Source organism: Halococcus morrhuae DSM 1307, from assembly GCF_000336695.1.
GTDB classification, from domain to species: domain Archaea; phylum Halobacteriota; class Halobacteria; order Halobacteriales; family Halococcaceae; genus Halococcus; species Halococcus morrhuae.
Genome location: NZ_AOMC01000142.1, coordinates 1 through 26,797, shown reverse-complemented (window position 1 = coordinate 26,797; position 26,797 = coordinate 1). Strand labels below are relative to the sequence as shown.

The following is a 26,797-nucleotide window of genomic DNA, read 5'->3' as shown; positions in this document are numbered from 1 at the left end:
CATATGTGGCAATGACGCGACGCGCTGGTGACGATCCAACGACGAACGGTTCCGACGATCACGGTGCTTCCGGGCTGGGACGGCGACGATTCCTCCGCACGTCGGCCGTCGTGGCCGGCGGCGCGCTGGTCGCCGGCTGTTCGTCCGGCGGGACCAACGCGAGCGCGAACGGCTCCAACGCTTCGAGCAACGCCAGCGGCGGGGCGAACGGCACCGTCGGCAACGCCTCGGGCAACGCGAGCACGAACGGTTCGGTCGGCATCAAATCGTTCCGGGGCTCCGGCCCGCTCGTCGAGAGTCGCCCACCGCTGAAGGGGCCGCGCATCGACGATCTCCCCGATCTCTCGGGCACGCTCAGCGTCTATCTCGGCGGCGGCGAGGGCGGACTCTACACTCAGTTCCTCGATCTGCTGCAGAAGATGTATCCGAAGTTCAACGTGAAGCTCCGGACGGCTTCCTCCTCACAGCTCGCGAACACGCTCATCACCGAGGTGGAGAGTGGCTCGCCGAAGGCCGACGTCTTCTGGGCGGTCGATCTCGGCGCGCTCGGCGTCGTCGCCAACAACGATGCGACGATGAAGCTCCCGAAGAAGGTCGTCAAGCCCGTCCCCAAGTCGTTCCACCCGAACAACCAGTGGGTCGGCGTCGCCGGGCGCGCGCGGAGCGTTCCCTACAACACGAACAAGCTCTCGGCGAACCAGATCCCGAACAAGGTCCAGAAATTCACCGATACGAAGCAGCTACAGGGATCGATGGGCTGGGCACCGACCTACGGGGCCTTCCAGTCGTTCATCACGGCGATGCGGCTGCTCCACGGCAAAGAGCAGACCAAGCAGTGGCTGAAAGGGATGCAGGGACAGAACATCTCCGAGTATCCCGACGAGTTCCTCGTCTCGAACGCCGTCGCCGACGGCGAGCTCGCGGCCGGCTTCGCCAACCACTACTACTCGCTGCGCGTGCGGGCCGCCCGCCCGAACGCGCCGATCGAGCTCGCGTTCACGAAGGGCGACGCGGGCGCGCTCATCAACGCCGCCGGCGTCGAGGTGATCAAAGGGACCGAGCGCCGCCAGCTCGCTATGAATTTCATCAAACACCTCCTGACCGCCGAGGCCCAGGAGTTCTTCGCCACGCGGACGTTCGCCTACCCGATGATTCCGGGCGTCCCGCCCGTCGGCGGACTGCCGACGATCGACGAACTCAATCCGCCTGAGATCGATCTCGCGAAGCTCTCGAACCTCGAACCCACCCTGACGCTCATGCGCGAGACCGGAGTGCTCTGAGATGAGTACCCTCGGCGACGGTCGCATCGATATCGATCGCGGGACCGTCCTCAGAGGGGGATTGCTCGCGCTCGCCGGCGCGATCGCGCTCGCGGTCGTCGCCCCGATCGCGTGGCTCGTCGTCCGCGCGTTCGATATGGGCATCGAGAGCGCACTCGCGCTGCTGTCGTCGCCCTCGACGGTCCAGATCACGATCAACAGCGCGCTGCTCGTGGCCGCGGTTACCGCGGGTTCGGTGTTGCTCGGCGTGCCGCTCGCGGTGTTGACCGCACGCACCGACCTCCCCTTCCGACGGTTCTGGACCGTCCTGCTGGCGCTCCCGCTCGTCGTCCCGAGCTATATCGGTGCGTTCGCGTTCGTCTCGGCGTTCGGCCCGCGGGGGACGCTCGCCGATCTGCTCGCTCCGCTGGGAATCGAGTCGATACCGACCATCTACGGGCTTCAGGGCACGGTGCTGGTCCTCACACTGTTCGTCTACCCGTACGTCTTCCTCACCACGCGCGCAGCGCTGCTCTCCTTCGACGCCAGTCAGATCGAGGCCGCGCGCACCCTGAACCACTCCTATCTCGGCGCGTTTCGTCGCATCGTCCTGCCTCAGATCGCCCCGGGGATCGCCGCCGGCGCGCTGCTGGTGGGGCTCTACACGCTCTCTGATTTCGGGACGCCGTCGATCATGCATTACGACGTGTTCACGCGCATGATCTTCGTCGAGTACAACGCCTTCGGCCGCGGCCGCGCGGCGCTGCTCTCGGTGCTCTTGCTGGGGCTCACTGTCGCCATCCTCGGCATCGAGTCGCGCCTCTCGGCCGACGACGGAAACGCCTACGCCGGCGGACGGCGTGGCTACACCATCTCGCTCGGAGCCTGGAAGTGGCCGGCGCTTGCCTTCTGTACGCTGGTCGTCGCGCTCTGTCTGATCGTCCCGCTCGGCGTGCTGGCGCTGTGGCTGTTCCGCGGCGGGCCGGGCTACTCGGCCGGCGGGTTCGCCTTCGAATGGTCCTACGGCCTGAACTCCGTCGTCGTCGCGGCGCTCGCGGCGCTCGTCGCGACGCTCGCGGCGCTGCCGGTCGGCTATCTCTCGGCGCGGACGGACGGTATGCTCACGGATCTGTTCGATCGGATGACGTATCTCGGCTACGCCGCACCCGGCGTCGTCGTCGGCTTCGCGCTCGTCTACTTCGGCGTGCGCTATCTGCCGGGGCTCTATCAGACGCTTCCCCTGTTGATCTTCGGCTACGTCGTCCGCTTCATCCCGCAGGCGGTCGGCACCACCCAGTCGTCGGTGCTCCAGGTCGATCGATCGCTGCTCGAGGCCGCGCGCACGCTCGGCCACTCGCCGCTCGCGAGCTTTCGGCGCGTGACGCTCCCGCTGATCGCGCCGGGCGTCGTCGCGGGCGCGGCGCTGGTCTTCCTGACGACGATGAAGGAGCTGCCCGCGACGCTCCTCCTGCATCCCTCCGGGTTCAAGACGCTCGTCACCTACATCTGGCAGGTCCAAGACGCAGGATATTACGGGGCGGCCGCCGTACCGGCGCTCGTGCTCGTCGCCGTCTCCGGACTCTCGATGCTCGTCATCCTCACGCAGGAGGGCGATGATGTCCGGTAAATCCACCCAGGAACCGTATCCCGAAGCCGCCACCGACCGCTCCCGCGAGGCCAGCGCCGATGCGCCCGACAGCGCGCCGGGAAGCGCCGACACCGCCGACGTGGTGCTCGAACTCGCCGACGCGAGCAAGGAGTTCGGGGCCGAAACGGCAGTAAACGGGCTCTCGCTGTCGGTCCGCGAAGGGGAGCTACTGACGCTGCTCGGCCCCTCGGGCTGTGGGAAGACGACGACGCTGCGGCTGATCGCGGGGCTCGAAACCCCGACGGCGGGAACGATCACTCTCGACGATGAGCGCGTCGCCGACGACACTCGTTCTGTGGATCCCGAGGATCGCGACGTCGGCATCGTTTTCCAGGACTTCGCGCTGTTCCCACACATGACCGTCGAGGAGAACATCGCGTTCGGCCTCACCGACGCCGACGGCGATCGAACGGACGAGCGCGTGGCTGAACTGCTCGAACTCGTCGGTCTCGAATCGTTCGGCGAGCGGACACCTGACCAACTTTCGGGCGGTCAGCAANAGATGTGTATAAGAGACAGGAACGGACGAGCGCGTGGCTGAACTGCTCGAACTCGTCGGTCTCGAATCGTTCGGCGAGCGGACACCTGACCAACTTTCGGGCGGTCAGCAACAGCGCGTCGCGCTCGCCCGCGCGCTCGCGCCCGAACCCGATCTCCTGCTGCTCGACGAGCCGTTTTCCAATCTCGACGTGCGCCTGCGCGTACGGATGCGCGAGGAAGTCCGTCGCATTCTGGAGGCAGCGGGTGTCACCGCCGTCTCCGTCACCCACGATCAGGAGGAGGCGCTGTCGATCTCCGATCGCGTCGCCGTGCTCAACGATGGACATCTCGAACAGATCGACCGGCCAGAAGTCGTCTTCCAAGAGCCCGAATCACGGTTCGTCGCCGCGTTCCTCGGTCGTGCGGGCTTCCTGTCGGGCAGCGTCGACGAGGCGGGCGTCCACACCGGTATCGGGAGTTTCGAGACCGCGCGCATGCAGGGACTCACCGACGACTACGCCGGCACCGACATCGACGTGCTCGTGCGGCCGGACGATCTCCGGGCGAACCCCGTGGCGGACGAGGATGCGGGCAACGGACGGGTCGTCCACCGGCAGTACACCGGATCGTCGTTCGTCTATCGCGTCGAACTCGATACGGGCGACGTGATCCACTGCGAGCACAACCACACGACCGACATCCACCTCGACCAACGGGTCGCCGTCTCGTTCGTCGCCGACCACCGGCTCGCGTGGTATCCCGCCGAGTGATGGGACGGCTCGGCGAGCGACTCGACGAACGACGGTTCCGACTCGCGGCGCTCGCCCTCGCCCTGATCGGCGGGCTCGTCGTGTGGATCGTCTCGACGGAGCTCTTTCCGTACCTCTCGCTGAATCACGACGAGGGAGTGTATCTCCAGCAGGCCGGCATGCTGCTCGACGGACAACTGTTCCTCCGGCCGCCAGTCCCCGAATCGTTTCGACCGTGGTTCTTCGTCGGGAGCGAACAGGGGTTCTACCCCAAATACGCGCCCGTCGCCGCGGCGATGTTCGCGGTCGGCCGGCTCGCGGGCGACTACACCCTCGCGCTCGCCGCCATCGCGGCGGCGAACGTCGCTCTTTTGATCACTGTCGTCGCCGAGACCTTCCGTCACGAGGGCCGGCGGTTCGCGCGCGCGACCGGGCTGCTCGCCGGCGGACTGCTCTTTCTCTCGCCGCTCTTTCTCATCAACTCGTCGACGTTCCTCTCGTACGCGCCGACGACGCTGTGGAACCTGCTGTTCGCCGCGGCGTATCTCCGTGCCGATCGCACTGGGAATCGAGCGCTGGCGGCGATCGCCGGGCTCGCCATCGGCATCGCCTTCTTCTCGCGACCCTACACCGCCGTGTTGTTCGCCACACCGTTCGTCGTCCACGCGCTCTGGACGCTGCGGGATGGCCGTATCGCCCTGATCCGCAACGGCCTGACCGCCGCAGGCGGACTGCTCGGCGTGGCCGTCGCACTCGGCTACAACGCCTTCCTCACCGGCGATCCGTTCACCTTCCCGTACGCGGCGTTCGCGCCGCTCGACGGCATCGGCTTCGGAAAACGGGCGATCCTCGGCCACGCCAAACGGTACACGCCGACGCTCGCGCTGACGGCGAACGCGAAGGTGCTCGCGACGTTCTTCGGCCGCTGGGGGATCGCCGGCGTGCTCGGGACGGCGCTCGCGGCCTGCGGGACGGCGCTCGCGATCGTCGTCCCGCGAAAGCGGCTGCACGCCCGGACCGCGGTGCTCGCCGGACTGTTCGTGTCGATCCCCGTCGGCAACGTCCTCTTCTGGGGTAACTTCAACATCCTCGGCGATCTCGAAACGTCGGGGACGGGTCTGATCGCCTTCCTGGGTCCGTACTACCACTTCGACCTGCTCGTTCCGACGGCAGCGTTCGCGGCGTACGCCGGCCTCCGGGGCGCGCTTCGACTCCGCCGGCTGCTACAGCCCCGGTTCGATGCCCGACAGGCGCGCGTCGCACTCGCGGTCTGTCTGCTCGTCGCGGGCGCGGCGCTGGCGGGTGTGACGGCGAGTGCGGCGAGCGAGCCGCTCGAACGCAACGGAAACGTCACCAGTGAGTACAAACAGGCCTACCAGCCCTTCGAGAATCGGAGTCTGGCGAACGCGCTCGTCTTCCTCCCGACGACGTACGGTCGCTGGCTCAGCCATCCGTTCCAGGCGCTGCGCAACGATCCCGGCTTCGGCGGCGATGCCGTGTACGCACTCGCCGAACGCCAGTTCGCGGTCGTCGACGCCTACCCGAATCGGACGTACTACCGCTACGTCTACGGCGGCTCGTGGAGCCCGACGACCGGCGACGCCTCCAAGGGCGAGCTCCGACCGATCACGGTTCGTTCGGGCGAGCGACTCGCGGTCGACGGGCATTTCGGGATTCCCGGCTCGCCCGAGAGCGTCACGGTACGCCTCGCGAACGACGACAATCAGAGCTACTACACAACGACGCGCGACAACGGAACGCTCGATCTCCGGCTCGTCGCCGACGAGCGTGCTCGGGTTCGCGGGGAAGTCACACCGGTCAACGGGAGTTCGATACCGCTCACCGGCGACACGCTCACGCTGTCGGTGTTCGTCGATCGGGGACCGACCGGCGGGTTCGGCTACCGCGTCGAGCTCCCGTTCGACCGGTCGGGCGACACGATCCGCGCGCTCACGCCCACGAAAGAGGTCTGTCCGGCCTATCGCTGTGGCGGCGGGCGGGGAGTGGTCAACGGCACCAGCGACGGCGTGTCGATCGACGCGAACCTCACGGCTGCCTGACTACCGACGGCGCTCGTCGAGACCGACCGTGAGTATCGAGCGCGCGATGTCTTTCCCACCCGAGAGCGGATCGAGCGTCGTCTCGCCGAGTCGCTCGCCGTACTCGATCGGTCTCTCTTGAACATCGTAACCGCGCGCGAGCGGGCGGATGAGCAGTTCGGCCGAGAGACCGGTGTTCTCGGTCCACTCGATATCCTCGATGACCTCTTGGCGGTAGGCACGCATCCCGGTCGTCGTGTCGTGGACGCGCTCGCCGAGCAGGACGCTCGCCAGTACGGCGAAGGCGTGGTTGCCGAGGCGGTTGAACGGCGGCATCGTCGCGGCCCCGTGGTAGAGGCGGTCGCCGCTGACGACGTCCGCGCCGTCGTTGATCGCGTCCAGAAATTCGGGGAGGGCGTCCATCGGGTAGGTGCCGTCGCAGTCGGTCGTGACGATCACCGGGCGATCGGCCGCCCGGAGCGCGCGGGCGACGGCGACGCCGTAGCCCTGTGGTTCCTGTTCGATGACGCGCGCACCGTGCTCGCGGGCGATCTCGGCCGTGCGATCGCTCGATCCGTCGACACAGACCGTTTCGGCAGCGCCGTCGGTCGCCTCGTCGATCGAATCGAGCACGCTCTCGATGGCAGCCGCTTCGTTGTACGTCCCCATCACGACGCTCACGTCGTCGAAATCGTAGTTCTCGGATGCACTCATCGACGCGGCTTCGCCCCACCCCTACTTGAATTTTTAGGCTCGCCGAAATCAGCGGCGGCGAGCGAGCGCGACACCCGCGAGCGCGAGGACGGCGAGCAGCGCGGCACCCGTGCCGAACCCGGGCCCGAATGCGTCGCTGCTGTCGGTCTGGGTCGGCGAGCTCGTGCCGACCAGTCCGCCGCCGTCGGTCGCGGTGGCTCCGTCATCGCTCGCGTTGCCGGCGGTTGCGTCACCGCCATCGTCCTCGGCGGACGTCGCCGTCTGCGTGTCGGTCGCGGTCTGCGTGTCGGTTGCGGTCGCCGTCGGGCTGTCGGTCGCGGTTTGCGTGTCGGCCGCGGTCGACTGGCCGGCGGTCGATCCGTCGGTCGTCCCCGCCGTCGCGTTCGCGCCCGATCCATCCGTCGTCGCCGTGAACGTGCTCACGCCGCCGCTACAGCTGCCGGGGCTGATCTCGACGGGACTGCTCATGTCGAGATCGGTCGTCGAGCCGTCGCCCGAGCGGACGATCCAGTTCTCGATCTCGTTGTCGCTGGGCGAGCCGCTCCACTCCTCGAAGGGGTAGCGGTCGACCTCGTCGTTGAACGCGATGTCCGCGGTGATCGTGCTGTAGTCCGAACTCCCCAGTCCGCGGAAGGCTGCACCGTCGGTGCGCTCGCCGTTCGAGTTCCACTGGATCTGTGCGCCCGTGTCGGTGTAGTCGAAGGTGTCGTCGCGGTCGGTGTAGTTGTCGTCCTCGACGGCCCACTCGCCGTCGGCGGGCAGTCCCGAGATGTCACCCGTGGCGACGAACCCGTACGGCTCGTTGATCTTGTCGTGGAGGAAGACGAGGCTCAGCCCGTCGCTGCCGCGATAGACGAACAGCTGGCTCACCTGATTCTCCTGGATATCGGTGGTGCCAAGCGAGCTGTAGTTCGCCTGATCGTCGAGCACCGTGTAGTCGTAGAACTGCTCGACCGTCTGGCTGCCGTCGCCGAGCGGCGTGACCTCCGTACACGTATCGCCCTGCTGGACGATGAACGTCGCGTTCTCTTGTGCCACCGCCGATCCCGGCACGACGGCGAGCGATCCGATGACCATCACCGCGAGCGCGACGGCAGCGAGCCACGATCGCCCGTGCTCGCCCGCCCGCGCTCCCGAACGTTCGCTCATGGAACAGGGTGCTCCGTCCATCTATATAAATGGCGCTTGTCCGTTCCGAACGGGACTCTATCAGTGTGGGGCGAACATCATTCGATCGGCTCCGCTGCCGCCGAGACGGACGATCGGCGGGCTCAGAGCATGTTCTCGGCTTCGAGACGCTCCCAGACGGCTTCGCCCTTCTCGGTGATGCCGTAGACGCGGCCTTTCTTCTGGTCCTCGGAGACGAGCAGCTCGACCATTCCGCGCTCGTCATCGCGCAGTCCCGACAGCGCCCGCGAGACGTGCGCGATGGCGATACCTTCGTCGGTGGCGATACGTGACGGCGTCGCCGGCCCCTCGACCAGCCGCGAGAGCACGTCCACGCGGTACTGCGAGCGAATCACGAAACTGATCGTATCCCAATCCTCTATCATGTGACTCCCCTGTTCGTTCCCCTATACACTGGAGAACCATAACAAGTGCGTATCAGTTACCTACATTTACGTACGTTTTGATCGACGGAACACGGCTCGCCGATGATGGTCGCGCGACCGCCGGACAATGGCGAACGAACACACTCAAGAACCCACCCACCCGAGAGGGCGGATACGGTGTCCCGTGATTCACTCTCGGAGAACACGACGGCCGACCGCTACGCCGAGAGCGCCTCGGCCCTCGGCGGGCTGCCGGGCGACCTCCTCCTCGTCGTCGCCTACGCACTCGTCGGTGGCGGTCTCCTCGTCGTCGGTCTCCCCTCGACGCTGCAGTTCATCGTCGGGATCCCACTCCTGCTGTTCGTCCCTGGTTACACGGTGCTGTCGGCGCTGTTCCCCGGCCGCCCCTCGCGGAACGCAGGCCAGGTAAGCTCACTGTCGGGCATGACGCGGACGTTTTCGAGCCTGCGGTCGATCCAACACCGCGGCGTCCGCTGGGGCGAGCGCGTGGCGCTCTCGTTCGGGCTCAGCCTGTTTCTCGTGCCGCTACTCGCGCTCGTGCTCGACTTCTCCACGCTCGTGTTCGGCACCGACTCACCCTATCACACGGGACCGATCGTCGCGGTGCTCGTGGGCTTTGCGGTGCTCTGTGCCGCCATCGGGTTCGTCCGCCGACTCGGACTGCCACGCGACGAACGGTTCGGCGTGCCGGTCGGCTACTGGATCGACGACTTCGTCGGCGGCCTCACCGGCTCGTCGGTCGACGCGCTCCTCAACGTCGTCCTGGTTCTCAGCGTACTCGTCGGCGCTGCGAGCATGACCTACGCGCTCGCAGTACCACAGGACGGCTCGTCGACGACGAACTTCGCCGTCGGCACACAGGACGGTTCCGGGGAGTTCACGGTCGGCGACTACCCGCAGAACATGACCGTCGGTCAGCCCCAACAGCTCACCGTCCAGCTTCAGAACCACGAGGGCGAACCGGCGAACTACTCGGTGGTGGCCCAGCTCCAGCGCTACGACGGCGAGGAGGTGCTCACGCGGAACACGCTCAAGCGGTTCTCGACGCAAACCGTCCCGGAGAACCGGACGTGGCAGCGCCAGCACACCGTCACGCCGACCATCGCCGAGAACGACCTGCAGCTGGTCTACCTGCTCTACCAGGGTGATCCTCCACAGAACCCCACCGAGGAGAACGCCTATCGGTCGGTCCATCTCTCGGTGAACGTTTCGGGTGGCGGGGGCGGCGGTGGCGGCAACGGGAGCGCCTGACGTGTTCCCGTGGGGCCACGTCGCGGTCGGCTACCTCTGCTACTCGCTGCTCACCCATCTCAGAGGACGGACACCGACCGGTGCGGCGACGATCGCGCTGGTCGTCGGCACGCAGTTCGCCGACCTCGTCGACAAGCCGCTCTCGTGGTCGTTCGATCTACTGCCGGCGGGTGTGCTCGCTCACTCGCTGTTCTTCGCCGTTCCGTTCTCGGCGCTCGTGCTCGTCGTCGCCCGCCGCCTTTCGTACACGCAACTCGCGAGTGCGTTCGTCGTGGGCTATCTCTCGCATCTCCCGGCCGACGTGCTGCCCTCGCTCGCGACCGGCGATCCCTCCTACTGGCCGCTGTTCTGGCCCGCGATGGCTCGCCCGGGCGTCGACGTCTCCGACCCGATCGTCGGCCCCGGGGCCGGTGCGGGGCTGCTCGAAAACGCCGCCTACTACATGAGCGACTTCTTGCCGATGCTGTTCAGCCCCATCGGTGTGGCATACGTACTGTTCATGGCGGGTGTCGTCGCCCTCTGGCTCTCCGACGGGCGTCCCGGCATCGGGATCATCGGGCGTGTCCTCGGTCGGGTGACGGGCCGGAGTTCGCACCGCTGAGTCGGCCAGTCAGAAAAAGAGTGTCGTCGGCGATGGCACGGACTCAGCGCCGACTCAGCGAAGAGTCGTATAGGCCGCCCGCGCGAGTCGCATGGCCGGGCCGGCGCGCTCGGCCTCGTGATACGTTCTGAGATCCGGATCGAACTTCGCCTTGTACTCGTTGAGCCGGCGCGAATCCGCACCGACGAGGTCGTACGAGTCGATGTCGCGATCCATCGCGTCGCGCATGATCCACCAGTCGACGTGATCGTTGACGGGGATGGCAGCATCGTGTTTCGCGCCGCCCTGCCAGCGGTGGATGGTGCCCTCGTCTTCGAGCGTGATCATCCCGCCGGCGAACTGGCCATCGATCCGGCAGACGTACGCGCGCAGACAGCCCTCCGGCAGGCGATCGCGGAGATCCAGGACGAATCCCGGTGTGACGCCGTAGGACTTGTCCTGTGCCTCGTAGCGACGATAGATCTGGGTGACGATGCGGCGGATCGCCCGCTCGCCGCCCTCCTCGATGGTACAGTTTGCGGGCAGCCCGTCGCGGACGTTGCTCCGCGCGTCGCTGCTGAACCGTCCCAACAGCTCGTCCGCGCCGATCGAGAGATCCACCGTGTACGTGTGGCCGAGCGACGCCGCCAGTTCGTTCCATTCGAGCGGGCGGAGGTCCGTGTACCGATAGTCGCTGCGAACGTGGGTGTAACGCGGGTCGAGCTGCTCGTCGACCCACTCGATACAGCCGTCGACGAACCGTTGGTGACGGCGCTCGCGCTTGCGCTGTTTCAGCTTTCCCATGTTGAGCAGCGCTGGTCCGAGATACGGAACCAGGAGATCGGGTGGCGGCGAAAAGGCCATCGGCACCCCCAGTCGCTCGACGGCAAATATCGGGAAGATCCCCACCGGCTCCTGACCCTTGAATCCGATCAAGGGATGCAGGTCGGCGTCGGCGTGCGCCGCGAGCGCCGCGAGGCTTCCCCGTCGATGGAAGGGATTTGACTGCGGCGAGCGCTCTACGTAGCTGTTCCATTTATCCAAATCATCGTCGGTCGCGCTTCGTATCTCGATGCTCATTCCATATACCCCAGATCGGAGAGTCGCTCCTCGACTGCCTGCTCGTCGGTCGTCTCGCGCGCCCGCCCGTCGTACTCCGGATAGGCCCGTTCGCCGGCCGATTCGACGATATCCAGCACCTTGCCGTCCATGTGGTCGCCGCGCGGAAGCCCGAACGACGCGAGCACGGTCGGCGCGACGTCGAACAGATGTGCGTCCGCGAGCGACCCATTGTTATCGATGCCCGTACCCGTCGCGGCGACCATCCCGTCGCGTTTGTGGTTGTAGGGCTCGGTCGGCGGGCCGAACGTCTCCCCGCGCAGCTGCGTCGAGAGGAACTGGTCGAAATCGCGGGGAACGAGCACGATATCGACCGCGTCCTCGGCCTCCGATCCGTGGAAGTAGTCCTCGCGCGGGGCGACATCGTCGAACGCCGGCTTTCCGTCCGGCGTTTCGAGGGTGGCGAGGCGATCGATGAGCACCGCCCGGATCTCCTCGTACTCGTCGGCCGGAACGACACCGTCGGGTTCGCGCCCGGCCACGTTCAGCCGGACGCCGCACTCGATATGTGAGCGCGCGTACGCCGTCGAGGCGGGGAAATCCACACTCTCGGTGCCCGCACGGACCATCGCTTTGGGAGCGTGGGCGACGACGAACTCGGCGAGCCCGAGGCGATCGAGCACGGCGTTGAGCCGCTGGCTCGTGATTCCCACGCGCGTCAGACCGCTCATCACCCTTTCGAGCAGCGCGTCGGTGCCGCTCTCGCCCCCCTCGTCGTCGAAGAACTGCTCGTCGCGGAGCACGTCCCAAGAGGGCATCCCGCCGCCACGGGCCGTCTCGACGTACCCCTCGTCGCGCAGGAGGGAGTTCACGCGCACGTCGTAGCCGCTGTACTTCCCGATGCCGTGATCGCTGGCGACGATGACGGTATCGGGATCGCAGGCGTCGAGGATCTCGCCGACCTGCTCGTCGACGGCTTCGTAGACCGCCTGGAGCGCGGCGAAATCGCCGGGACACTCGTGGAAGACGGTGTCCGTCGTCTGGAACTGCACGAAACCGAACTCGGGCGAGAAGCGGTCGGCGAGATGGCGGAATGCCTCGCCGCGCATCCGCGTCACCGTCCGATATTCGTCGATCTTTGCCTCGGTGCTCGCCTCCTCGCCGCCGGTATGGCGCGGATAGACCCGGTACGCGCCGAGTTCCTCGCGGACATCGTCGAGCAGTCCGTCGGGATGACAGGCTGGCGAATCGGGCGCGACGTAGCCCGGGATCAGCGCGCCGTCGAACTCCTTCGGTGGGTGGGTGACGGGCACGTTGACGACGACGGACGATTTCCCCTCGTCGTCGAGCAGTTCCCAGAGCGCGTGCTCGCGCACGTCGGTCGCGTTCACCACGTCCCAGTCGTAGCCCGAATAGTCGAGAAAGCCGAAGACGCCGTGTTTTCCGGGGTTCGTCCCCGTATAGAGCGAGGGCCACGCGCTCGCGGTCCACGGCGGCAGCTGCGATTCGAGCGGGCCGCTCGCGCCGTCCGCGAGGATTCCCTCCAGCGCCGGCAGCTCGGCCCCGCGCTTTTCGAGGCGGTCGAACACCGGCCCGCAGGCCGCATCCAGCCCGACGAGCAGCGTCTCCAGCCCCGATCCGGGGCGACGTTCGTCGTCCATTCGGTGGTGGTAGTCGGTGCGGCGGCCGTGAATCTACCGATGCACGGCGCGGCCGTCCGGGATGATACCGTCGAACAGAATCGACTTTGCGTATTTCCGTCCGACAGTGTCGGACTCGACGAACGGCTCGATGGTCAGATCGAAGGTCTCGCCCGGATCGACGTTCTTGCGACGATCGACGTTCTCATCGAACTGAAGACCGCGTTTGGGGAGAACAGTCGTATAGCATCGCCCGCTGCGCACCGAGTGCTGTTCGATTCGAAACGCTATCGATCATGTCACAGCAAACGTTCTCGAGATACTCCCCGGTAGTCGGCGGACACTCGCTTGCATTTCGCGTCTGACGTAAATCCGCCCACAGCGAGATGGGGAGTAACGGTGCTCCGAGAACCATGCTTAGTGCGATACCGATAGTGGCGGGGTGGCTGGAGGGGAGAAAGCCGAGCGCTACAGCGATTGCCACCCACACGGCGATGCCCTGTGCGATGACCGGACGCCAGTTGATCGCCGCTGACTGTGTACACGATTGCTCTGTCGACGTCATATTGTGTTGTGTTGTATTGGGATTTTATCGTTTATCCGTGATGCTACTCAACCTGCAAATCATGAATACATTCTCCGTCGGAGAGGGAGCAGATCGTCCTATTTGGACACTCTGAGGCTTACGTGGGTGAAACTGATATATCTGACTACTCCATTGAATCGATCCGAGATGGGCACAATGCAACCACAGTCTTGTAGGAAAATCGAATTCAGAACCCCGTAAAACTCGCCGGGTAGCCGTTTCTGCTACTGCCGAATACTGTCGGACGAGAATCCAGGACACGAACAGCCACACAACAGTGGATTTCCGAACGCCAACCGTCCCGTGTCGGTATCAGACAGTACGAGAACGAAAAGCTGTTTGCCGGCGCTGGAGTCGGACTGAAGTGATGAATCCTTCAGTACAGTTCGCGCGTCGCCCCCGATCGAGATCGGCGCGACCGACACCGACGGCCTCCGACGGGCGCTGAATGGCGAACGAACAGTCGTCGTCGGCCGAGGAGTCGAACCTCTCGTCGCTGGTGTCGAGTGCGAGCCTCATGCTGATCGGTAGTCTACTGGGCGCGTTTTCGAAACTGTTCGAACAGGTGCTGCTCGGTCGCGTGCTCTCCCAACCCGCCTTCGACGCGTTCAGCAAGGGGTTCTCGATACTGATGCTCAGCTCGACGATCGCGCTCGTTGGCTTCAACGAGGGGATCCCGCGATTCATGTCCCGGTTCGACGACGAGCGTGACGTTCGCGGCGTCTGGGTGACGGGTATCGTCATCGCCGGGCTCGCCGGAATCGGGATCGCCGTGGGGCTGCTCGCCGGCGGCGACTGGATCCGGCAGGTGTTCTTCGGTGCCGATTCACCGCCGCTGCTGGTCACGCTGTTCGCGCTGGCGATCCCGCTCGTCGTCGGGCTTCGCGTCGCCGTCGGTGCGATCCGTGGCCACGAGAACACCATCTACCGGACCTACGCCTACGATCTGCTCTACAACGGTCTGCGCGTCGGCATCCTGCTCGTCCTGCTGTTCGGAGTGGGGATGGGTGTGCTCGCGGCGGGCTACGCCTACGTCATCGCGGCGGTGGTCGCCGTCGTCGTCGCGCACGTCCTCCTCAACCGATTGCTCTCGCTCCGGGGCCCCTTCCGGACGCACGCAGGCGCGATGGTTCGGTTCTCCCTTCCGCTCGTGGTCGCCTCGGCGGTCTCGTCGATCCTCTCGCAGGTGGACACGCTCATGCTCGGCGCGCTCGCGTCGGCCCCGAACGCCGCCGGCATCTACAACTACGGCTATCCGCTCGCGGCCGGGCTGCCGGTGATCCTCTCGGTGTTCGGCTTCCTCTATCTCCCGCTGGCCTCGCGCCTCGACGACGACAGCAATCGCGAGGAGGTCGACCGCATCTACAAGATCACGACCAAGTGGATCTACATCGTCGCCTTCCCGCTGTTCCTGACGTTCGTCGCCTTCTCCGGCGACGTCGTCGAGATCGTCTTCGATGTGACCGATCCGCGCTCGTCGACGGCACTGGCGATCCTCTCGGTCGGTTTCTTCTCCAGTGCGGCCAACGGTCGCTGTCAGGACACGCTCTCGGCGTTCGGCTACACGACGTATATCCTCGTGGTGAACACCGCCGCGGCCGTGCTCAACATCGTGCTCAACATCGTTCTCGTGCCGACGTACGGCGTCGTCGGCGCGGCGCTGGCCTCGGCGCTGTCGTTTTTCTCGCTCAACGTCATCGCCATGCTGGTGCTCTGGCGGCTGTCGGGTATCTCGCCGTTCTCGCGATCGACCGTCAAGACCTTCGTCCTCCTGCCGCTCGTGCTGTTCCCGCTCGCGTTCGCGCTTTCGAGCGTCGTCGAGCTGTCAGTCGTCACGCTACCGCTGTTCGCCATCGGTGCCGGCCTCGTCGCGGTGGCGCTGGTCGCCGTCACGGGCTGCCTCCAGGCCGAAGACGAGATCCCGATCGAACAGATCGAGGAGCGCCTCGGCATCCGCATACCCGTGATCCACCGCTACATCCCCTCGCGCCGTGAGTGATCGGCGGCCGGTCACGGATGACGGACGTCTGACGGGCGAACTGCGATGTTCGTCGGATGGGAAAACACATATGTGAGAACGAAGTGTACCTCAATGAGACCGAACACGATCAGTCATTCAATCGCTTCGCTTCACCCACCTCCATCGAATGACAGACCATACCACAGACGACACGACCACTGAAGACGGCCTCGCCGCCGGGACGGACCCCGCCGCCCGTCCGTCCGACGGCACGACGGCCGGCCGACCGACGCCCGGAGATCCCCGATGAGCGACGAGACGCGCGCACGCCTCGGTGCGAACAGTCGTATCGACGACGGCGCGACCGTTGGCTACGTCCACGATGCCGACGCCCCGCCCGCCACGATCGGCGACGACGCGACGGTGCGCGAGGGCACCATCGTCTACGCCGACAGCTCGATCGGCGACGAGTTCACCACCGGTCACAACGCCGTCGTTCGTGAGAATACGACCGTCGGCGACGACGTGCTCGTCGGCACCGACACCACCATCGACGGCTCGTCGACGATCGGCTCACACGTGAGCCTCCAGACCGGGGTGTACGTCCCGACCGAAACGACGATCGGCGATCGGGTGTTCGTCGGGCCGCGCGCGGTGCTCACGAACGATCCACATCCCCTGCGCCGCGAGGCCGACCTCGTCGGCCCGACGCTCGAAGACGACGTCTCGATCGGCGCGAACGCGACGCTACTGCCTGACGTAACCATCGGCGAGGGTGCGTTCGTCGCCGCCGGTGCGGTCGTCGCGGAAGACGTCCCGCCGGAGACGCTGGCGGTCGGCGTCCCCGCGCGCCACGAACCATTGCCGGAAGACCTCACAGGAGCCAACCAGCTATGATCCCGATAGCCGACCCAGAACTCGGCGAGCGCGAGAAGGAACGCGTCATGGACGTTCTCGACAGCGGCCAGTTCGCCGATGGCCCCGAAGTGCGTGCCTTCGAGGAGGAGTTCGCCGACTTCTGCGGTGCGTCCCACGGCGTGGCGACGACCAACGGCACGACCGCGCTCCACACGGCCGTCGAAGCGCTCGGGCTCGGGCCGGGCGACACCGTGGTGACGACGCCGTTCTCGATGATCGCCAGCGCGAACGCCATCCGACTGGCGGGCGCTGAACCGATCTTCGCCGACATCGATCCCGAAACCTACACGATCGACCCGCACGCCGTCGAGGCGATCGTCCGCGAGCGCGACGTGGACGCGATCATGCCGGTCCATCTCTATGGGCTGCCCGCCGCGATGGACCATCTCCTGGAGATCGCCGACGAGAACGATCTCCTCGTGATCGAGGACGCCGCACAGGCCCACGGTGCCGAATTCGACGGCGAGCGCGTTGGATCGTTCGGCGACGCGGCCTGTTTCTCGTTCTATCCGACGAAGAACATGACCACCGGCGAGGGCGGGATGGTGCTCACCGACGACGGTGACGTCGCCGAACGCGCGGCGAGCTTCATCAACCACGGCCGCGATCCCGATGGTGACAGCTACGAGCACCACGCCGTCGGCCAGAACTACCGGCTGACGAGCGTGCTCGCAGCCATCGGCCGTGTCCAGCTCGATCGGTTGCCGGAATACAACGGGACACGGCGCGCGAACGCCGAGCGACTCACCGACGAGCTGCCCGACGTCATCGACACACCCGTCGAACCCGACGATCGACGCCACGTCTACCACCAATATACGATCCGTAGCGAGCACCGTGACGAGATCGAAGCGGCGCTCGACGCAGCCGAGATCGGCAGCGGGATCTACTATCCGATCCCGATCCACGAGCAACCGGCCTACAGCGACATCGAGCGCTCGCTGCCGGTCGCCGAGCGCGCGAGCCGAGAAGTGCTCTCGCTACCGGTACATCCAAACCTCTCCCCATCGGACCTCACGGACATCGTGAACGCCATCGCCACGGAGGTGGTCGAGTGAGTACAGAGCCGACGCGGGTCGGCGTCATCGGCGTCGGCAGCATGGGCCAGAACCATGCGCGCGTCTACGCCGAACTGCCGGACGCCGAGCTCGTGGGCGTCGCCGACACCGACGCCGACCGAGCGTGCGAGATCGCCACGAGCCACGGCACCCAGGCGCGTTCGCGGGCGGAACTGCTCGATCGCGCCGACGCGGTCTCGATCGCGGTGCCGACGGCCCACCACGCCGCACTCGCCCGCGAGTGCATCGAGGCGGGCGTCGACGTGCTCGTCGAGAAGCCGTTCGTCGCCGATCCGGAGGCAGGACAGAAGCTCGCCGATCTGGCGCACGAGCGCGGTGCCGTCATCCAGGTCGGCCACATCGAGCGATTCAACCCGGCCGTGCGCGCCGTCGCCGAGATCCTCGACGAGCAGGAGATCATCGCGGTCGACGCCCAGCGGCTCGGCTCGCCGCGCGAGCGCACCATCGCGGACAACGCCGTGATGGACCTGATGATCCACGACATCGACGTGGTGCTCTCGCTCATCGGCGAGGACGTCACGACGGTGAACGCCCTCGGTGCCGAAGAGAACCGCTATATCGACGCTCAGCTGCGCTTCGACGGCGGCGTCGTCGCCAGCCTCACCGCGAGTCGCGTCACACAGAAGAAGATCAGACAGCTTTCGATCACGACCCGCGAGTGCTGGATCGCCGTCGACTACATCGATCGCTCGGTCGCCATCCACCGCCACTCGCTGCCCGAATACGTCGAGCGGAAGAACGGCATGCACTACCGCCACGAGGGCGTCGTCGAGCGGCCGATGGTCGACAGCGGCGAGCCGCTCAAGGAGGAGCTGGCCTCGTTCGTCGACTGCGTTCGTGAACGGACGTCGCCGCTCGTGACTGCCGAGGACGGCCTCCGCGCGCTGTCGGTCGCCCGCCGGATCGACCGGCTGGCCGACGATCGCATGGAGGCCGAGGCTCGATGAGTCGCGCCGGGTCCGTCGCGCCCTATGGCGGCGCACGTGAGCGCACGCGCGAGGCGTTTCGCGACGGGGAGATCCCCGTCGGAGTGTACGGGCTCGGGAAGATGGGACTGCCGCTGGCAGCCGCCTACGCCGAGGTCTGTGGCAACGTCATCGGCGCGGACGCCGACGAGGCGGTCGTCGACGGGATCGAGCGCGGCGAGTGTCACGTCGAGGGCGAACCCGGTCTCGACGCACTCGTCGAACGGCTCGTCGCGGACGACGCCCTCCGAGCGACCGACAACCGCACGGCGGCCGCGGAAGCGTCGGTCCACGTCGTCATCGTCCCGACGCGACTCACCGACGGGAACGATCCCGACGTTTCGATCCTCGAATCCGTCGTCCGGGACGTCGCCTCGGGACTGTCGACGGGCGATCTCGTCGTCGTCGAGTGTACGGTGCCGCCGAAGACCTGTCGAGAGGTCGTCGCACCCCTGCTCGAAGCCGAGAGCGATCTCTCGGCCGACGAGTTCGGCGTCGCCTTCTGTCCCGAACGCACGTCGAGCGGGCGCGCGCTCGAAGACATCAGGGGAGCCTACCCGAAGGTCGTCGGCGGGATCGACGACGAGAGCACGCAGGCGGCGCACACCATCTACGAACAGCTCAACGCGAAGGGCGTCATCACCGTCGCGGACGCGACGACGGCCGAAGCAGTCAAACTGTTCGAGGGGGTCTATCGCGACGTGAACATCGCCCTCGCCAACGAGCTGGCGCGGTTCACCGACGAGCTCGGGATCGACGTGCGTGAGGCGATCGCGACCGCCAACACCCAGCCGTTCTGTGAGATCCACGACCCCGGCGCGGGCGTCGGCGGCCACTGCATCCCCTACTACCCCTACTTCCTCGCGAACGACCGCGCCGAGGACGCGCCGCTGCTCCGGACGGCGCGCGCGGTCAACGACAGCATGCCGGAATTCACGGTGCGGAAACTTCACGAGGAGTTCGAGGCCGAGGGGCGCTCTCTCGCCGAGACGACGGTGCTCGTCTTGGGCGTCGCCTACCGGCCCGGCGTCGCCGAGACCGCCGCGACGCCCGCCGGCCCCATCATCGATGGGCTCGACGCTGCCGGGGCCGACGTGCTCTGTGCGGACCCGCTGATCGACGATTTCGGCGAGTTCGACGCGACGCCCGTTGCCACGAGCGGACTCACCGATCGCGCGATCGACGGCGTCGTCATGGTGACGCCACACGAACAGTTCGAGCGGATCGACTGGCTGGCCTTCTCCTCGCCGCTGGTCGTCGTCGATGGGCGCGGAGCGCTTGATTTATCAGACACCCCACACAGGGTATACACGATAGGGAGCGGTCGCGATGTATAACGAGAAGCGCGTGGGCGTCGTCATTCCAGCTCACAACGAGGAGGCGTTCGTCGGGCGGGTCATCGAGACCCTGCCGGCGTACGTCGATCGCGTCTACGCCGTCGACGACTGCTCGACCGACGACACCTGGGCGGAGATCCAGCGCCACGCCGAACGCGCCAACCGCAGCCGTCGGGAGGCGACGACGCTCGCCGACGGTGGCGCGACCTTCGAGGGTGTCGTCGAACCGATCCGCCACGAGACAAACCACGGCCGCGGCGGCGCGACCAAGACCGGCTATCGCCACGCCCTCGACGACGACATCGACGTCGTGGCGGTGATGGATGCCGACGGACAGATGAACCCCGACATGCTCGCGCGCATCGTCGAACCGGTCGCGGAGGGATGGGCCGACTACGCGAAGGGGACGCGCCTGCTCCACCGCGACCGCAAGCAGATGTCGAACTGGCGGTTTTTCGGTAACTCGTTGCTCACCTACCTCACCAAGATTTCGAGCGGCTACTGGGGGATGAGCGACCCACAGAACGGCTTTACGGCGATCTCGGGCGACGCGCTCGCACGCATCGATATCGACGGTCTGTACGACGATTACGGCTTTCTGAACGACATGCTCACGACGCTCAACATCCATCGGTTTCGCGTCGCCGACGTCTCCCATCCGGCGGTCTACGGCGAGGAGCAAAGCGGCATTCGCTACTCGTCGTTCGTGCCGCGACTCTCGGTGCTGCTCGCGCGCAACTTCACCCGCCGGCTGGTGGCCCGCTACGTGATCCACGATTTCCACCCGCTCATCCTGCTCTATTCGGCCGGCATCGCCAGTGCGATCGGCGGCGCGCTCGGCGGGCTGTTCACGCTCGGGACGCTGATCGACAGCGGAGTGGGGTTCGTCCAGGGCGCGCTGTCCCTGCTGTTGCTCATCGTCGGCGTGATCGCGATCGCGGTCGGGATGGCCTACGATCTGGAGACGAACGAGGGGCTGCGCGTGCCACAGTACGATGAGACGACCCATGCCGACCAGGAGGGACGATGAAAGTCGTCTCGCTCGTCGGTGCGCGCCCACAGTTCATCAAGGCGTTCCCCGTCTCGCGCGCGCTCGCCGATCGCCACGAGGAGGTGCTCGTCCACACCGGCCAACACTACAGCGAGGCGATGTCGGAGGTGTTCTTCGAGGAGCTCGACATTCCGACGCCCGAGTACAACCTCGGCGTCGGCTCCGGTACGCACGGCCAGCAAACCGGCGAGATGGTGACGCACTTCGGCGAACTCGTCGAGCGCGAGGAGCCCGATACGATCGTCGTCTACGGCGACACCAACTCCACGCTCGCGGGCGCGCTCGTGACCGCCAAGACCGACGCTCCCCTCGCCCACGTCGAGGCCGGCCTGCGGAGTCACAACGATGCGATGCCCGAGGAGACCAACCGCATCCTCACCGATCACGTCTCCGACCTCCTGTTCGCACCGACCGAGCGCGGCGTCACGAACCTCGAAACGGAGGGGATCGAGAACGTCCATCTGACCGGCGACGTGATGTACGACGCCATCCTCTGGGCGCGCACCCGCGCGGCCGACCACTCAACGGTGCTCGACGAACACGATCTCACCGCCGGCGAGTACGTCCTCGCGACCGTCCACCGCGCCGGCAACACCGACGACCGCGAGCGCCTCGCGGCGATCATGCGCGCGCTCGGTGCGGCCGACCGTGAGGTGGTCCTCCCGATCCATCCGCGGACGGCCGACTGCCTCGACACCTACGGGCTCCGCGAGACGGTCGAGCAGCAGCTGACGGTGATCGAACCGCAGGGCTATCTCGATTTCGTCCGCCTGCTCGACGGGGCCGAGCGCGTCGCCACCGACTCCGGCGGCGTGCAGAAGGAAGCGTTCTTCCTCGATACGCCCTGTGTGACACTCCGCGAGGAGACCGAGTGGGTCGAGACCGTCGACGCCGGCTGGAACACGTTGGTGGGGGCCGACGAGGAAGCGATCGAGCGCGAACTCCAGCGAGAGATCACGCTGCCGGAAAAGCCCGAGCTCTACGGCGACGGCGACGCCGCCGAACGGATGGTCGCGCTGCTCGAAGAGACCGATGGCTGAATTCGCTCTCTGTCTCACCCACGACGTCGATCGCCCGTACAAGAGCTATCAGTCGATCGCCGACGCGCTGGTCGAACGCGATCCGTCGCGGCTCGCGGACCTCTCGCCCCAGGTCAACCCCTACTGGCAGTTCGACTCGCTGATGGAGCTGGAGGACGAGCTCGGCGTGCGTTCGGCGTTCTACTTCCTCTCCGAGCGCGGGCTCCGAAACCGCTCCCTCCGGAAGTGGTTGCGCCCGCGCTACTGGATCGAACATCTCGGGCGCTACGACGTGTCGGCCCCGCGGATGGCGAGGGTCATCGAGGAGCTCGATGCGGGCGGCTGGGAAGTCGGCTTGCATGGCTCTTACGACTCCTACGACGATCCCGAGCGCCTCGCGACGGAGAAGAAGATCGTCGAGCGTGTGCTCGGCCACCCGGTGAAAGGGGGGCGTCAGCATTTCCTCAACCGTGTACCCGCGACGTGGGACCACCACCGTACGATTGGGCTCTCCTACGACAGTTCGCTCGGATCGAGCACCGAGTACGGTTTCGCGCACGGCTACGATCCCATCCACCCGTTCGGTGACGAGTTCACCGTGTTTCCGCTGACGCTGATGGAGGTCGCGCTGTTCGAACAGCACGACGACCTCGAATCGGCGTGGGACGCCTGCGAACGACTACTCACGGAGGCCGCCGCGAACGACGCGGTGATGACCGTGCTCTGGCATCCACGCTATCTGAGCGACGACTTCCCGGGCTACCGGACGCTCTACCGGCGGCTCATCGAGCGCGCGCTGGAGCTGGATGCGTGGATCGGCCCACCGGCTGAGTGCTACGGCCGACTCGTCGAGGAGGGAGACGATATCGCCGAACTCGATGCAGCCGCGAACGCTGCCGACTGACGAAAAGATCGAACCGCCGTCTCAGTCGTCTTTGGTCGTGATGTCGGCCGAGAGACCCTGTGCCATCTGGATCCCCTCGGCGTTGTTGAGCGTCCAGGCGGTACGTTCGGTGACCGCCTCGATGATTTCGCGCGCGCTCGGGTAGCCGTTGCCCGATTTCTTCACGCCGCCGAACGGGAGCTGGATCTCCGCGCCGATACACGGGAGGTTGCCGTAGGCGAGCCCGATCTCGGCGTTGTCGCGGAAGTAGTTGATCTCGTGGTAGTTCTCCGAGATGATCGCCCCGGCGAGCCCGTATTCGGTGTCGTTGTGGATTTCGACCGCCTTCTCGATGTCGCCCGAGTAGGGCATCAGCGCGACGTGCGGGCCGAACACTTCCTCGTGAGTGACGCGGAGGTCGGCATCGGGGTCGGCCTCGTAGACGAACGGCCCGATCCAGACGCCGTCCTCGTGGCCCTCGGGGATCTCACTCTCGTCGAGTTCCGTGCGATCGACGAGCACGTCGACGTCCTCGTCGTAGGCGAGCTCGTTGTAGCCGGTGACTTTCTCCTTGTGTTCGTCCTCGATCAGCGGCCCCATGAACGTGTTTTCGTCCAGAGGGTCGCCGACGGCGACGTCCTCGGCGATGTCGACGAACTGCTCCTTGAACTCGTCGTAGATATCCTCGTGGACGATGATTCGCTCGGAGGAGACACAGCGCTGGCCCGTCGTCTTGAACGAGCTCATCACCGCCGAGTGGACGGCGGTCTCCATGTCGGCCTCGTCGGTGATCACGATGCCGTTCTTCCCACCCATCTCGCAGGCCGCGAGCTTGCCGGCCTCGCCGCCGACCTTGCCGGAGATCTCGTGGCCGACCTCTGCCGAGCCAGTGAAGAGCACGGTCTGAACGCGGTCGTCGTCGACGATCGCCTCGCCGGCGTCGCCGTAGCCCTGCACCATGTTGAACACGCCGTCGGGAATTCCGGTCTCCGCGAACATCTCGGCGATGACCTGGCCACACCACGGCGTCTGTTCGGCGGGTTTCCAGACCACAGTATTGCCCTCGACCAGCGAGACGGCCATGTGCCAGAACGGAATGGCGACCGGGAAGTTCCACGGCGTGATACAGCCGATCACGCCGCGGGGCTGGCGGCGCATGTAGGCGTCCTTGCCGGCGATCTCCGAGGGGACGACGTCGCCGTGGGGGTGGCGGGCGTCGGCGGCGGCCCACTCGACCATGTCCCACGCCTCGTTGACGTCGGCCTTCCCTTCGGAGATCTCCTTGCCACACTCCTTGGAGACGATCCCGCCGAGCTCCTCGTGGCGCTCCTTGAGCTCGTGGTAGATATCCCAGAGATACTCCGCGCGGTCGGTGTAGGAGAGCCCGGACCATTCCTCGAAGGCGTCGTCGGCGGCCGCGAGCGCACGGTCGACGTCCGCGTCCGTGCCGCGCTGGAACTCGCCGAGGCTCTCGCCCGTCGCGGGATTGGTGCTCTCGAAGGTCTCTGCGCCGTCACCGTCGATCCATTCGCCGTCGACGTAGTGTTGGGACGGCTCGCTGAGCTGTTGACTCATCTCGGCAAGAATTGCGACCGCCGGGTACAAAAACGTCGCGCTGTCAGAGTGTGTCATCCTTCGTCGGATGGGATCGAGCAGTACGGGGCCTTTCCTCGAACCACGTTCGGAGAAAAGTGTCTCGGTCAGACATATTTCAGTGATGTTCGAGACTGAGTCCGCGGTATAGACGTTCACACTGTCACACACTATACTATCGGACAGTGTATGGAAACCCTTATCATGAAAGTTGAGTAGTGTATCGTGCACATATGGTTGCACTCATCGGATTGGTCGTCGGCGTTCTCGTTCTGTTCAGTATCGGCTATATCGGCTATTCACGCTATCTCGCCCAGTTCGTCGGGCTTGACGAGGACGCCGAGACGCCGGCACACAAATACGAGGACGGACAGGAGTACGTTCCGGCTCGGCTTGGCAAGATCGTTTGACGCAGCGAACTGTGGCTAAAATCACCAGAGACTCCGTATTCGTTTCATCAGAGCTGGGTCTACGAACCAACCATCAATAGAAACCACACTAGTTATTCACTGGAGTATATATTTTGGCAGCTGGAACAAACGAAATCGCCAAAGAAGACCACGAGAACTCACGCACCAGTTCATGCAGTTGCTCCCGTCGCTCCGCTCGNAGTATATATTTTGGCAGCTGGAACAAACGAAATCGCCAAAGAAGACCACGAGAACTCACGCACCAGTTCATGCAGTTGCTCCCGTCGCTCCGCTCGCGGGAGCGACGGGGGAATCTCGTCGGTGATTTCGAGCAACGTCTCAACGAGATACGCTTCCTTGGCGTGATCGAGGCGGACGCTCAGTCCGCCTCGTTCGTCCCAAAACGCCACGTTTGCCCGTTCAGCGAACGTTACGAGCGTCCAAGCGAGAAACACCAGTTGGATGTAGCACTCAATCGCCTGTTTTCCTTCCAGCTGGTACTGCTTGAAGCCGAACTTCGCGTTCGATTCCTCGTGAACCGTCTCGATGTTCCACCTGTGTTCGACGAGTTCGAGGATCTCGGCCGCCGACCGGCCGAGATCCGTACTCAAGTAGTGCCGAGTTGTGTCGTCCGTCTTGCTCGCAACGATCTTCACCGGACCGACGCCTTCGATTTCGACGATCTCGCTTGCGACGTCGTAGGTTTTCTCCTTCCCACGAACTGTGATCGTCGTCGATTCGTACTCCAGCGTCGACGCCTTAGTCCCTAGCGAAAGTTATGAAGATCGCGTGAGATAGCGATCTCATGAGCGGAGATCGTCGCAAGGAGATCGTCCGACATCTCAGTNTAGTCCCTAGCGAAAGTTATGAAGATCGCGTGAGATAGCGATCTCATGAGCGGAGATCGTCGCAAGGAGATCGTCCGACATCTCAGTGAAGACGATCTCGATCGGCTACTCGCCGAAACCGACAACGAAAAAGTCAGCAAGCGACTGACGTTCGTTAAACGACTCTACAAAGGCGCAACGCTTGAGGACGCTGCCGACGATGTCGGCAGGTCCTCTGCAACCGCGACTCGCTGGGTACGACGATGGAACGAGGGGGGACTCGGTCTCCTCACGCCGAACTTCGGGGGCGGCAGGCCCCCGAAGCTCGGCGACGACGAGCAGGAACAATTGCTCGAACTCTTACGAGAGGGTCAGCCCTGGAAATCACAAGAGATCCAGTATCTTCTCAACGAGAAGTTCGACGTTGAGTACCATCCAGCCTACCTCGGAAGATTCCTCAAAAAGCTCGGTCTTTCACGTGCGATTCCACGAACACAGCGTCCCTCTCAACCTGAGAACGCCGAGGGGATCCTCGAAGAACGCGTCGGAGACGCGTTCGACGAGGACGCCGATGAGCCACACAACAAACAAGACGGTGATGACGAGGAAGGCTGGATCGTTGACGATGATGTTTGCACCGATGGCGGAACTGTCCTCGGGTTTTTCGATACGTCCCATCCACAGCCGTGGGACAACTCACAGCGGATGTACTACGTCGATGATCCCCACATCCCCCGACCGCTGGTTCGTCACGACGAACCAACGGTCGGCTTCTACGCGCTCAACGGCGAGAGCGTGGTGAGCTTCCCCGAAAATCAGGAGAAAGAGAAGATCTGTGGGTGCCTCGAACGGATCCGCGAGCAGAATCCGGGCAAGCGGATTCTGCTCGTCTTGGATAATTTCTCCTCGCACATCTGCCCGTACACGCGCAGGCGCGCGCATCAGCTAGGGATCGATCTGGTGTTCCTTCCAGTTGGTTCGCCGGATCTGAATCCGATCGAACCGGTCTGGAAGAGTCTCCGTTGGGAAGCCTCACCGCTCATCGTCGAGAGCGCGGAGGAATTCCGCGCTCTCGTCACCGATCTGTTCGACCGCCTCACTGATCGGCTGAGTTTCGCCGTCTCATGGATCGAGAAATTCCTCGCTCCGTATCTTCAGAAGTTATCCAAATGACTA

The 26,797-nt window shown here is 65.3% G+C and carries 23 protein-coding genes and 2 pseudogenes; 17 read left to right on the top strand and 8 right to left on the bottom strand.

Going from position 1 to position 26,797, the window contains the following annotated elements:
* The first annotated feature begins 11 nt into the window (after positions 1–11).
* The 4 genes and pseudogenes from C448_RS11910 (at position 12) to C448_RS11890 (ending at position 6,196) form a co-directional block, all read left to right on the top strand.
* Positions 12–1,280, top strand: coding sequence for an extracellular solute-binding protein (locus tag C448_RS11910; protein ID WP_004055060.1), 1,269 nt, complete (start codon positions 12–14; stop codon positions 1,278–1,280).
* 1 nt (position 1,281) lies between these two features.
* Positions 1,282–2,886, top strand: a complete 1,605-nt coding sequence (locus tag C448_RS11905; protein ID WP_004055059.1) for an ABC transporter permease — start codon at positions 1,282–1,284, stop codon at positions 2,884–2,886.
* Positions 2,876–4,157, top strand: a pseudogene (locus C448_RS17095) (ABC transporter ATP-binding protein). The gene C448_RS11905 and the pseudogene C448_RS17095 overlap by 11 nt, the downstream one beginning before the upstream one ends.
* On the top strand, positions 4,157–6,196 hold the full coding sequence (locus C448_RS11890) for a DUF7846 domain-containing protein (protein WP_004055057.1): 2,040 nt from the start codon (positions 4,157–4,159) through the stop codon (positions 6,194–6,196). The pseudogene C448_RS17095 and the gene C448_RS11890 overlap by 1 nt, the downstream one beginning before the upstream one ends.
* On the opposite strand, the gene C448_RS11885 is transcribed toward C448_RS11890, so the two are convergent.
* From C448_RS11885 to C448_RS11875, 3 genes are all read right to left on the bottom strand, one after another.
* Complete coding sequence (locus C448_RS11885; RefSeq protein WP_004055055.1) at positions 6,197–6,889, bottom strand: dolichyl-phosphate hexose transferase; 693 nt, start codon at positions 6,887–6,889, stop codon at positions 6,197–6,199.
* 48 nt (positions 6,890–6,937) lie between these two features.
* Positions 6,938–8,038, bottom strand: coding sequence for a hypothetical protein (locus tag C448_RS11880; RefSeq protein ID WP_004055054.1), 1,101 nt, complete (start codon positions 8,036–8,038; stop codon positions 6,938–6,940).
* 122 nt (positions 8,039–8,160) lie between these two features.
* On the bottom strand, positions 8,161–8,442 hold the full coding sequence (locus tag C448_RS11875; RefSeq protein ID WP_004055053.1) for a helix-turn-helix domain-containing protein: 282 nt from the start codon (positions 8,440–8,442) through the stop codon (positions 8,161–8,163).
* A 177-nt stretch (positions 8,443–8,619) separates the two neighbouring features.
* On the opposite strand from C448_RS11875, the gene C448_RS11870 reads away from it, so the two are divergent.
* Together C448_RS11870 and C448_RS11865 are read left to right on the top strand one after the other, a co-directional pair.
* Positions 8,620–9,714: a DUF1616 domain-containing protein gene (locus tag C448_RS11870; RefSeq protein WP_049916310.1), complete on the top strand. Its 1,095-nt coding sequence runs from the start codon at positions 8,620–8,622 to the stop codon at positions 9,712–9,714.
* The gene (locus tag C448_RS11865; protein WP_239640576.1) at positions 9,692–10,315 is read left to right on the top strand and encodes a metal-dependent hydrolase; all 624 of its coding nucleotides are present in this window, start codon (positions 9,692–9,694) and stop codon (positions 10,313–10,315) included. The genes C448_RS11870 and C448_RS11865 overlap by 23 nt, the downstream gene beginning before the upstream one ends.
* 54 nt (positions 10,316–10,369) lie before the next feature.
* On the opposite strand, the gene C448_RS11860 is transcribed toward C448_RS11865, so the two are convergent.
* From C448_RS11860 to C448_RS11850, 3 genes are read right to left on the bottom strand one after another with little or no spacing between them, the layout of a single operon-like run.
* Entirely contained in the window at positions 10,370–11,374 is a 1,005-nt protein-coding gene (locus C448_RS11860) for a GNAT family N-acetyltransferase (RefSeq protein ID WP_004055050.1), read from the bottom strand.
* Positions 11,371–13,014, bottom strand: coding sequence for an alkaline phosphatase family protein (locus C448_RS11855; protein ID WP_004055049.1), 1,644 nt, complete (start codon positions 13,012–13,014; stop codon positions 11,371–11,373). The genes C448_RS11860 and C448_RS11855 overlap by 4 nt, the downstream gene beginning before the upstream one ends.
* A 33-nt stretch (positions 13,015–13,047) precedes the next feature.
* Positions 13,048–13,257 (bottom strand): hypothetical protein, encoded by a 210-nt coding sequence (locus tag C448_RS11850; RefSeq protein WP_004055048.1) that lies wholly within the window; start codon positions 13,255–13,257, stop codon positions 13,048–13,050.
* A gap of 770 nt (positions 13,258–14,027) precedes the next feature.
* Here C448_RS11850 and C448_RS11845 point away from each other — a divergent pair.
* The 9 genes from C448_RS11845 (at position 14,028) to C448_RS11810 (ending at position 22,812) form a co-directional block, all read left to right on the top strand.
* Positions 14,028–15,578 carry a flippase gene (locus C448_RS11845; protein WP_004055047.1) on the top strand — a complete coding sequence of 517 codons (1,551 nt, stop codon included), beginning with the start codon at positions 14,028–14,030 and terminating at the stop codon, positions 15,576–15,578.
* 148 nt (positions 15,579–15,726) lie between these two features.
* Positions 15,727–15,849 (top strand): hypothetical protein, encoded by a 123-nt coding sequence (locus C448_RS16935; protein ID WP_275039131.1) that lies wholly within the window; start codon positions 15,727–15,729, stop codon positions 15,847–15,849.
* Complete coding sequence (locus C448_RS11840; RefSeq protein ID WP_004055046.1) at positions 15,846–16,436, top strand: acyltransferase; 591 nt, start codon at positions 15,846–15,848, stop codon at positions 16,434–16,436. The genes C448_RS16935 and C448_RS11840 overlap by 4 nt, the downstream gene beginning before the upstream one ends.
* A complete protein-coding gene (locus C448_RS11835) occupies positions 16,433–17,515 on the top strand; it encodes a DegT/DnrJ/EryC1/StrS family aminotransferase (protein ID WP_004055045.1) in 1,083 nt (360 codons plus the stop codon). The genes C448_RS11840 and C448_RS11835 overlap by 4 nt, the downstream gene beginning before the upstream one ends.
* Positions 17,512–18,483, top strand: coding sequence for a Gfo/Idh/MocA family protein (locus tag C448_RS11830; RefSeq protein ID WP_004055044.1), 972 nt, complete (start codon positions 17,512–17,514; stop codon positions 18,481–18,483). Before C448_RS11835 ends, C448_RS11830 begins: the two co-directional genes overlap by 4 nt.
* Entirely contained in the window at positions 18,480–19,838 is a 1,359-nt protein-coding gene (locus tag C448_RS11825) for a nucleotide sugar dehydrogenase (RefSeq protein ID WP_004055043.1), read from the top strand. Before C448_RS11830 ends, C448_RS11825 begins: the two co-directional genes overlap by 4 nt.
* Positions 19,831–20,868, top strand: coding sequence for a glycosyltransferase (locus tag C448_RS11820; protein WP_004055042.1), 1,038 nt, complete (start codon positions 19,831–19,833; stop codon positions 20,866–20,868). Before C448_RS11825 ends, C448_RS11820 begins: the two co-directional genes overlap by 8 nt.
* Positions 20,865–21,929: a non-hydrolyzing UDP-N-acetylglucosamine 2-epimerase gene (gene wecB / locus C448_RS11815; RefSeq protein ID WP_004055041.1), complete on the top strand. Its 1,065-nt coding sequence runs from the start codon at positions 20,865–20,867 to the stop codon at positions 21,927–21,929. Before C448_RS11820 ends, wecB begins: the two co-directional genes overlap by 4 nt.
* Entirely contained in the window at positions 21,922–22,812 is an 891-nt protein-coding gene (locus tag C448_RS11810) for a polysaccharide deacetylase family protein (protein WP_004055040.1), read from the top strand. The genes wecB and C448_RS11810 overlap by 8 nt, the downstream gene beginning before the upstream one ends.
* A gap of 21 nt (positions 22,813–22,833) precedes the next feature.
* Here C448_RS11810 and C448_RS11805 read toward each other — a convergent pair whose 3' ends face one another.
* Positions 22,834–24,366: an aldehyde dehydrogenase family protein gene (locus C448_RS11805; RefSeq protein WP_004055039.1), complete on the bottom strand. Its 1,533-nt coding sequence runs from the start codon at positions 24,364–24,366 to the stop codon at positions 22,834–22,836.
* A 251-nt stretch (positions 24,367–24,617) separates the two neighbouring features.
* Between C448_RS11805 and C448_RS15640 the strand changes: the two are divergent.
* Positions 24,618–24,776: pseudogene (locus tag C448_RS15640) on the top strand (carbon starvation CstA family protein); the annotation flags it as partial.
* Positions 24,777–24,964: 188 nt separating this feature from the next.
* Here the strand turns inward: C448_RS15640 and C448_RS11800 are convergent.
* Entirely contained in the window at positions 24,965–25,450 is a 486-nt protein-coding gene (locus tag C448_RS11800) for a transposase (RefSeq protein ID WP_004055037.1), read from the bottom strand.
* Positions 25,451–25,687: 237 nt separating this feature from the next.
* On the opposite strand from C448_RS11800, the gene C448_RS11795 reads away from it, so the two are divergent.
* Positions 25,688–26,794, top strand: coding sequence for an IS630 family transposase (locus C448_RS11795; RefSeq protein WP_004055036.1), 1,107 nt, complete (start codon positions 25,688–25,690; stop codon positions 26,792–26,794).
* The last annotated feature ends 3 nt before the right edge of the window (positions 26,795–26,797 follow it).

Bases quoted from the DNA above. Each gene is read 5' to 3' on its own strand.
- C448_RS11910 (WP_004055060.1), top strand. From the start codon at position 12: ATGACGCGACGCGCTGGTGACGATCCAACGACGAACGGTTCCGACGAT.
- C448_RS11905 (WP_004055059.1), top strand. From the start codon at position 1,282: ATGAGTACCCTCGGCGACGGTCGCATCGATATCGATCGCGGGACCGTC.
- C448_RS11890 (WP_004055057.1), top strand. From the start codon at position 4,157: ATGGGACGGCTCGGCGAGCGACTCGACGAACGACGGTTCCGACTCGCG.
- C448_RS11885 (WP_004055055.1), bottom strand. From the start codon at position 6,889: ATGAGTGCATCCGAGAACTACGATTTCGACGACGTGAGCGTCGTGATG.
- C448_RS11880 (WP_004055054.1), bottom strand. From the start codon at position 8,038: ATGAGCGAACGTTCGGGAGCGCGGGCGGGCGAGCACGGGCGATCGTGG.
- C448_RS11875 (WP_004055053.1), bottom strand. From the start codon at position 8,442: ATGATAGAGGATTGGGATACGATCAGTTTCGTGATTCGCTCGCAGTAC.
- C448_RS11860 (WP_004055050.1), bottom strand. From the start codon at position 11,374: ATGAGCATCGAGATACGAAGCGCGACCGACGATGATTTGGATAAATGG.
- C448_RS11855 (WP_004055049.1), bottom strand. From the start codon at position 13,014: ATGGACGACGAACGTCGCCCCGGATCGGGGCTGGAGACGCTGCTCGTC.
- C448_RS11845 (WP_004055047.1), top strand. From the start codon at position 14,028: ATGGCGAACGAACAGTCGTCGTCGGCCGAGGAGTCGAACCTCTCGTCG.
- C448_RS16935 (WP_275039131.1), top strand. From the start codon at position 15,727: ATGACAGACCATACCACAGACGACACGACCACTGAAGACGGCCTCGCC.
- C448_RS11840 (WP_004055046.1), top strand. From the start codon at position 15,846: ATGAGCGACGAGACGCGCGCACGCCTCGGTGCGAACAGTCGTATCGAC.
- C448_RS11835 (WP_004055045.1), top strand. From the start codon at position 16,433: ATGATCCCGATAGCCGACCCAGAACTCGGCGAGCGCGAGAAGGAACGC.
- C448_RS11825 (WP_004055043.1), top strand. From the start codon at position 18,480: ATGAGTCGCGCCGGGTCCGTCGCGCCCTATGGCGGCGCACGTGAGCGC.
- C448_RS11820 (WP_004055042.1), top strand. From the start codon at position 19,831: ATGTATAACGAGAAGCGCGTGGGCGTCGTCATTCCAGCTCACAACGAG.
- wecB (WP_004055041.1), top strand. From the start codon at position 20,865: ATGAAAGTCGTCTCGCTCGTCGGTGCGCGCCCACAGTTCATCAAGGCG.
- C448_RS11810 (WP_004055040.1), top strand. From the start codon at position 21,922: ATGGCTGAATTCGCTCTCTGTCTCACCCACGACGTCGATCGCCCGTAC.
- C448_RS11805 (WP_004055039.1), bottom strand. From the start codon at position 24,366: ATGAGTCAACAGCTCAGCGAGCCGTCCCAACACTACGTCGACGGCGAA.
- C448_RS11795 (WP_004055036.1), top strand. From the start codon at position 25,688: ATGAGCGGAGATCGTCGCAAGGAGATCGTCCGACATCTCAGTGAAGAC.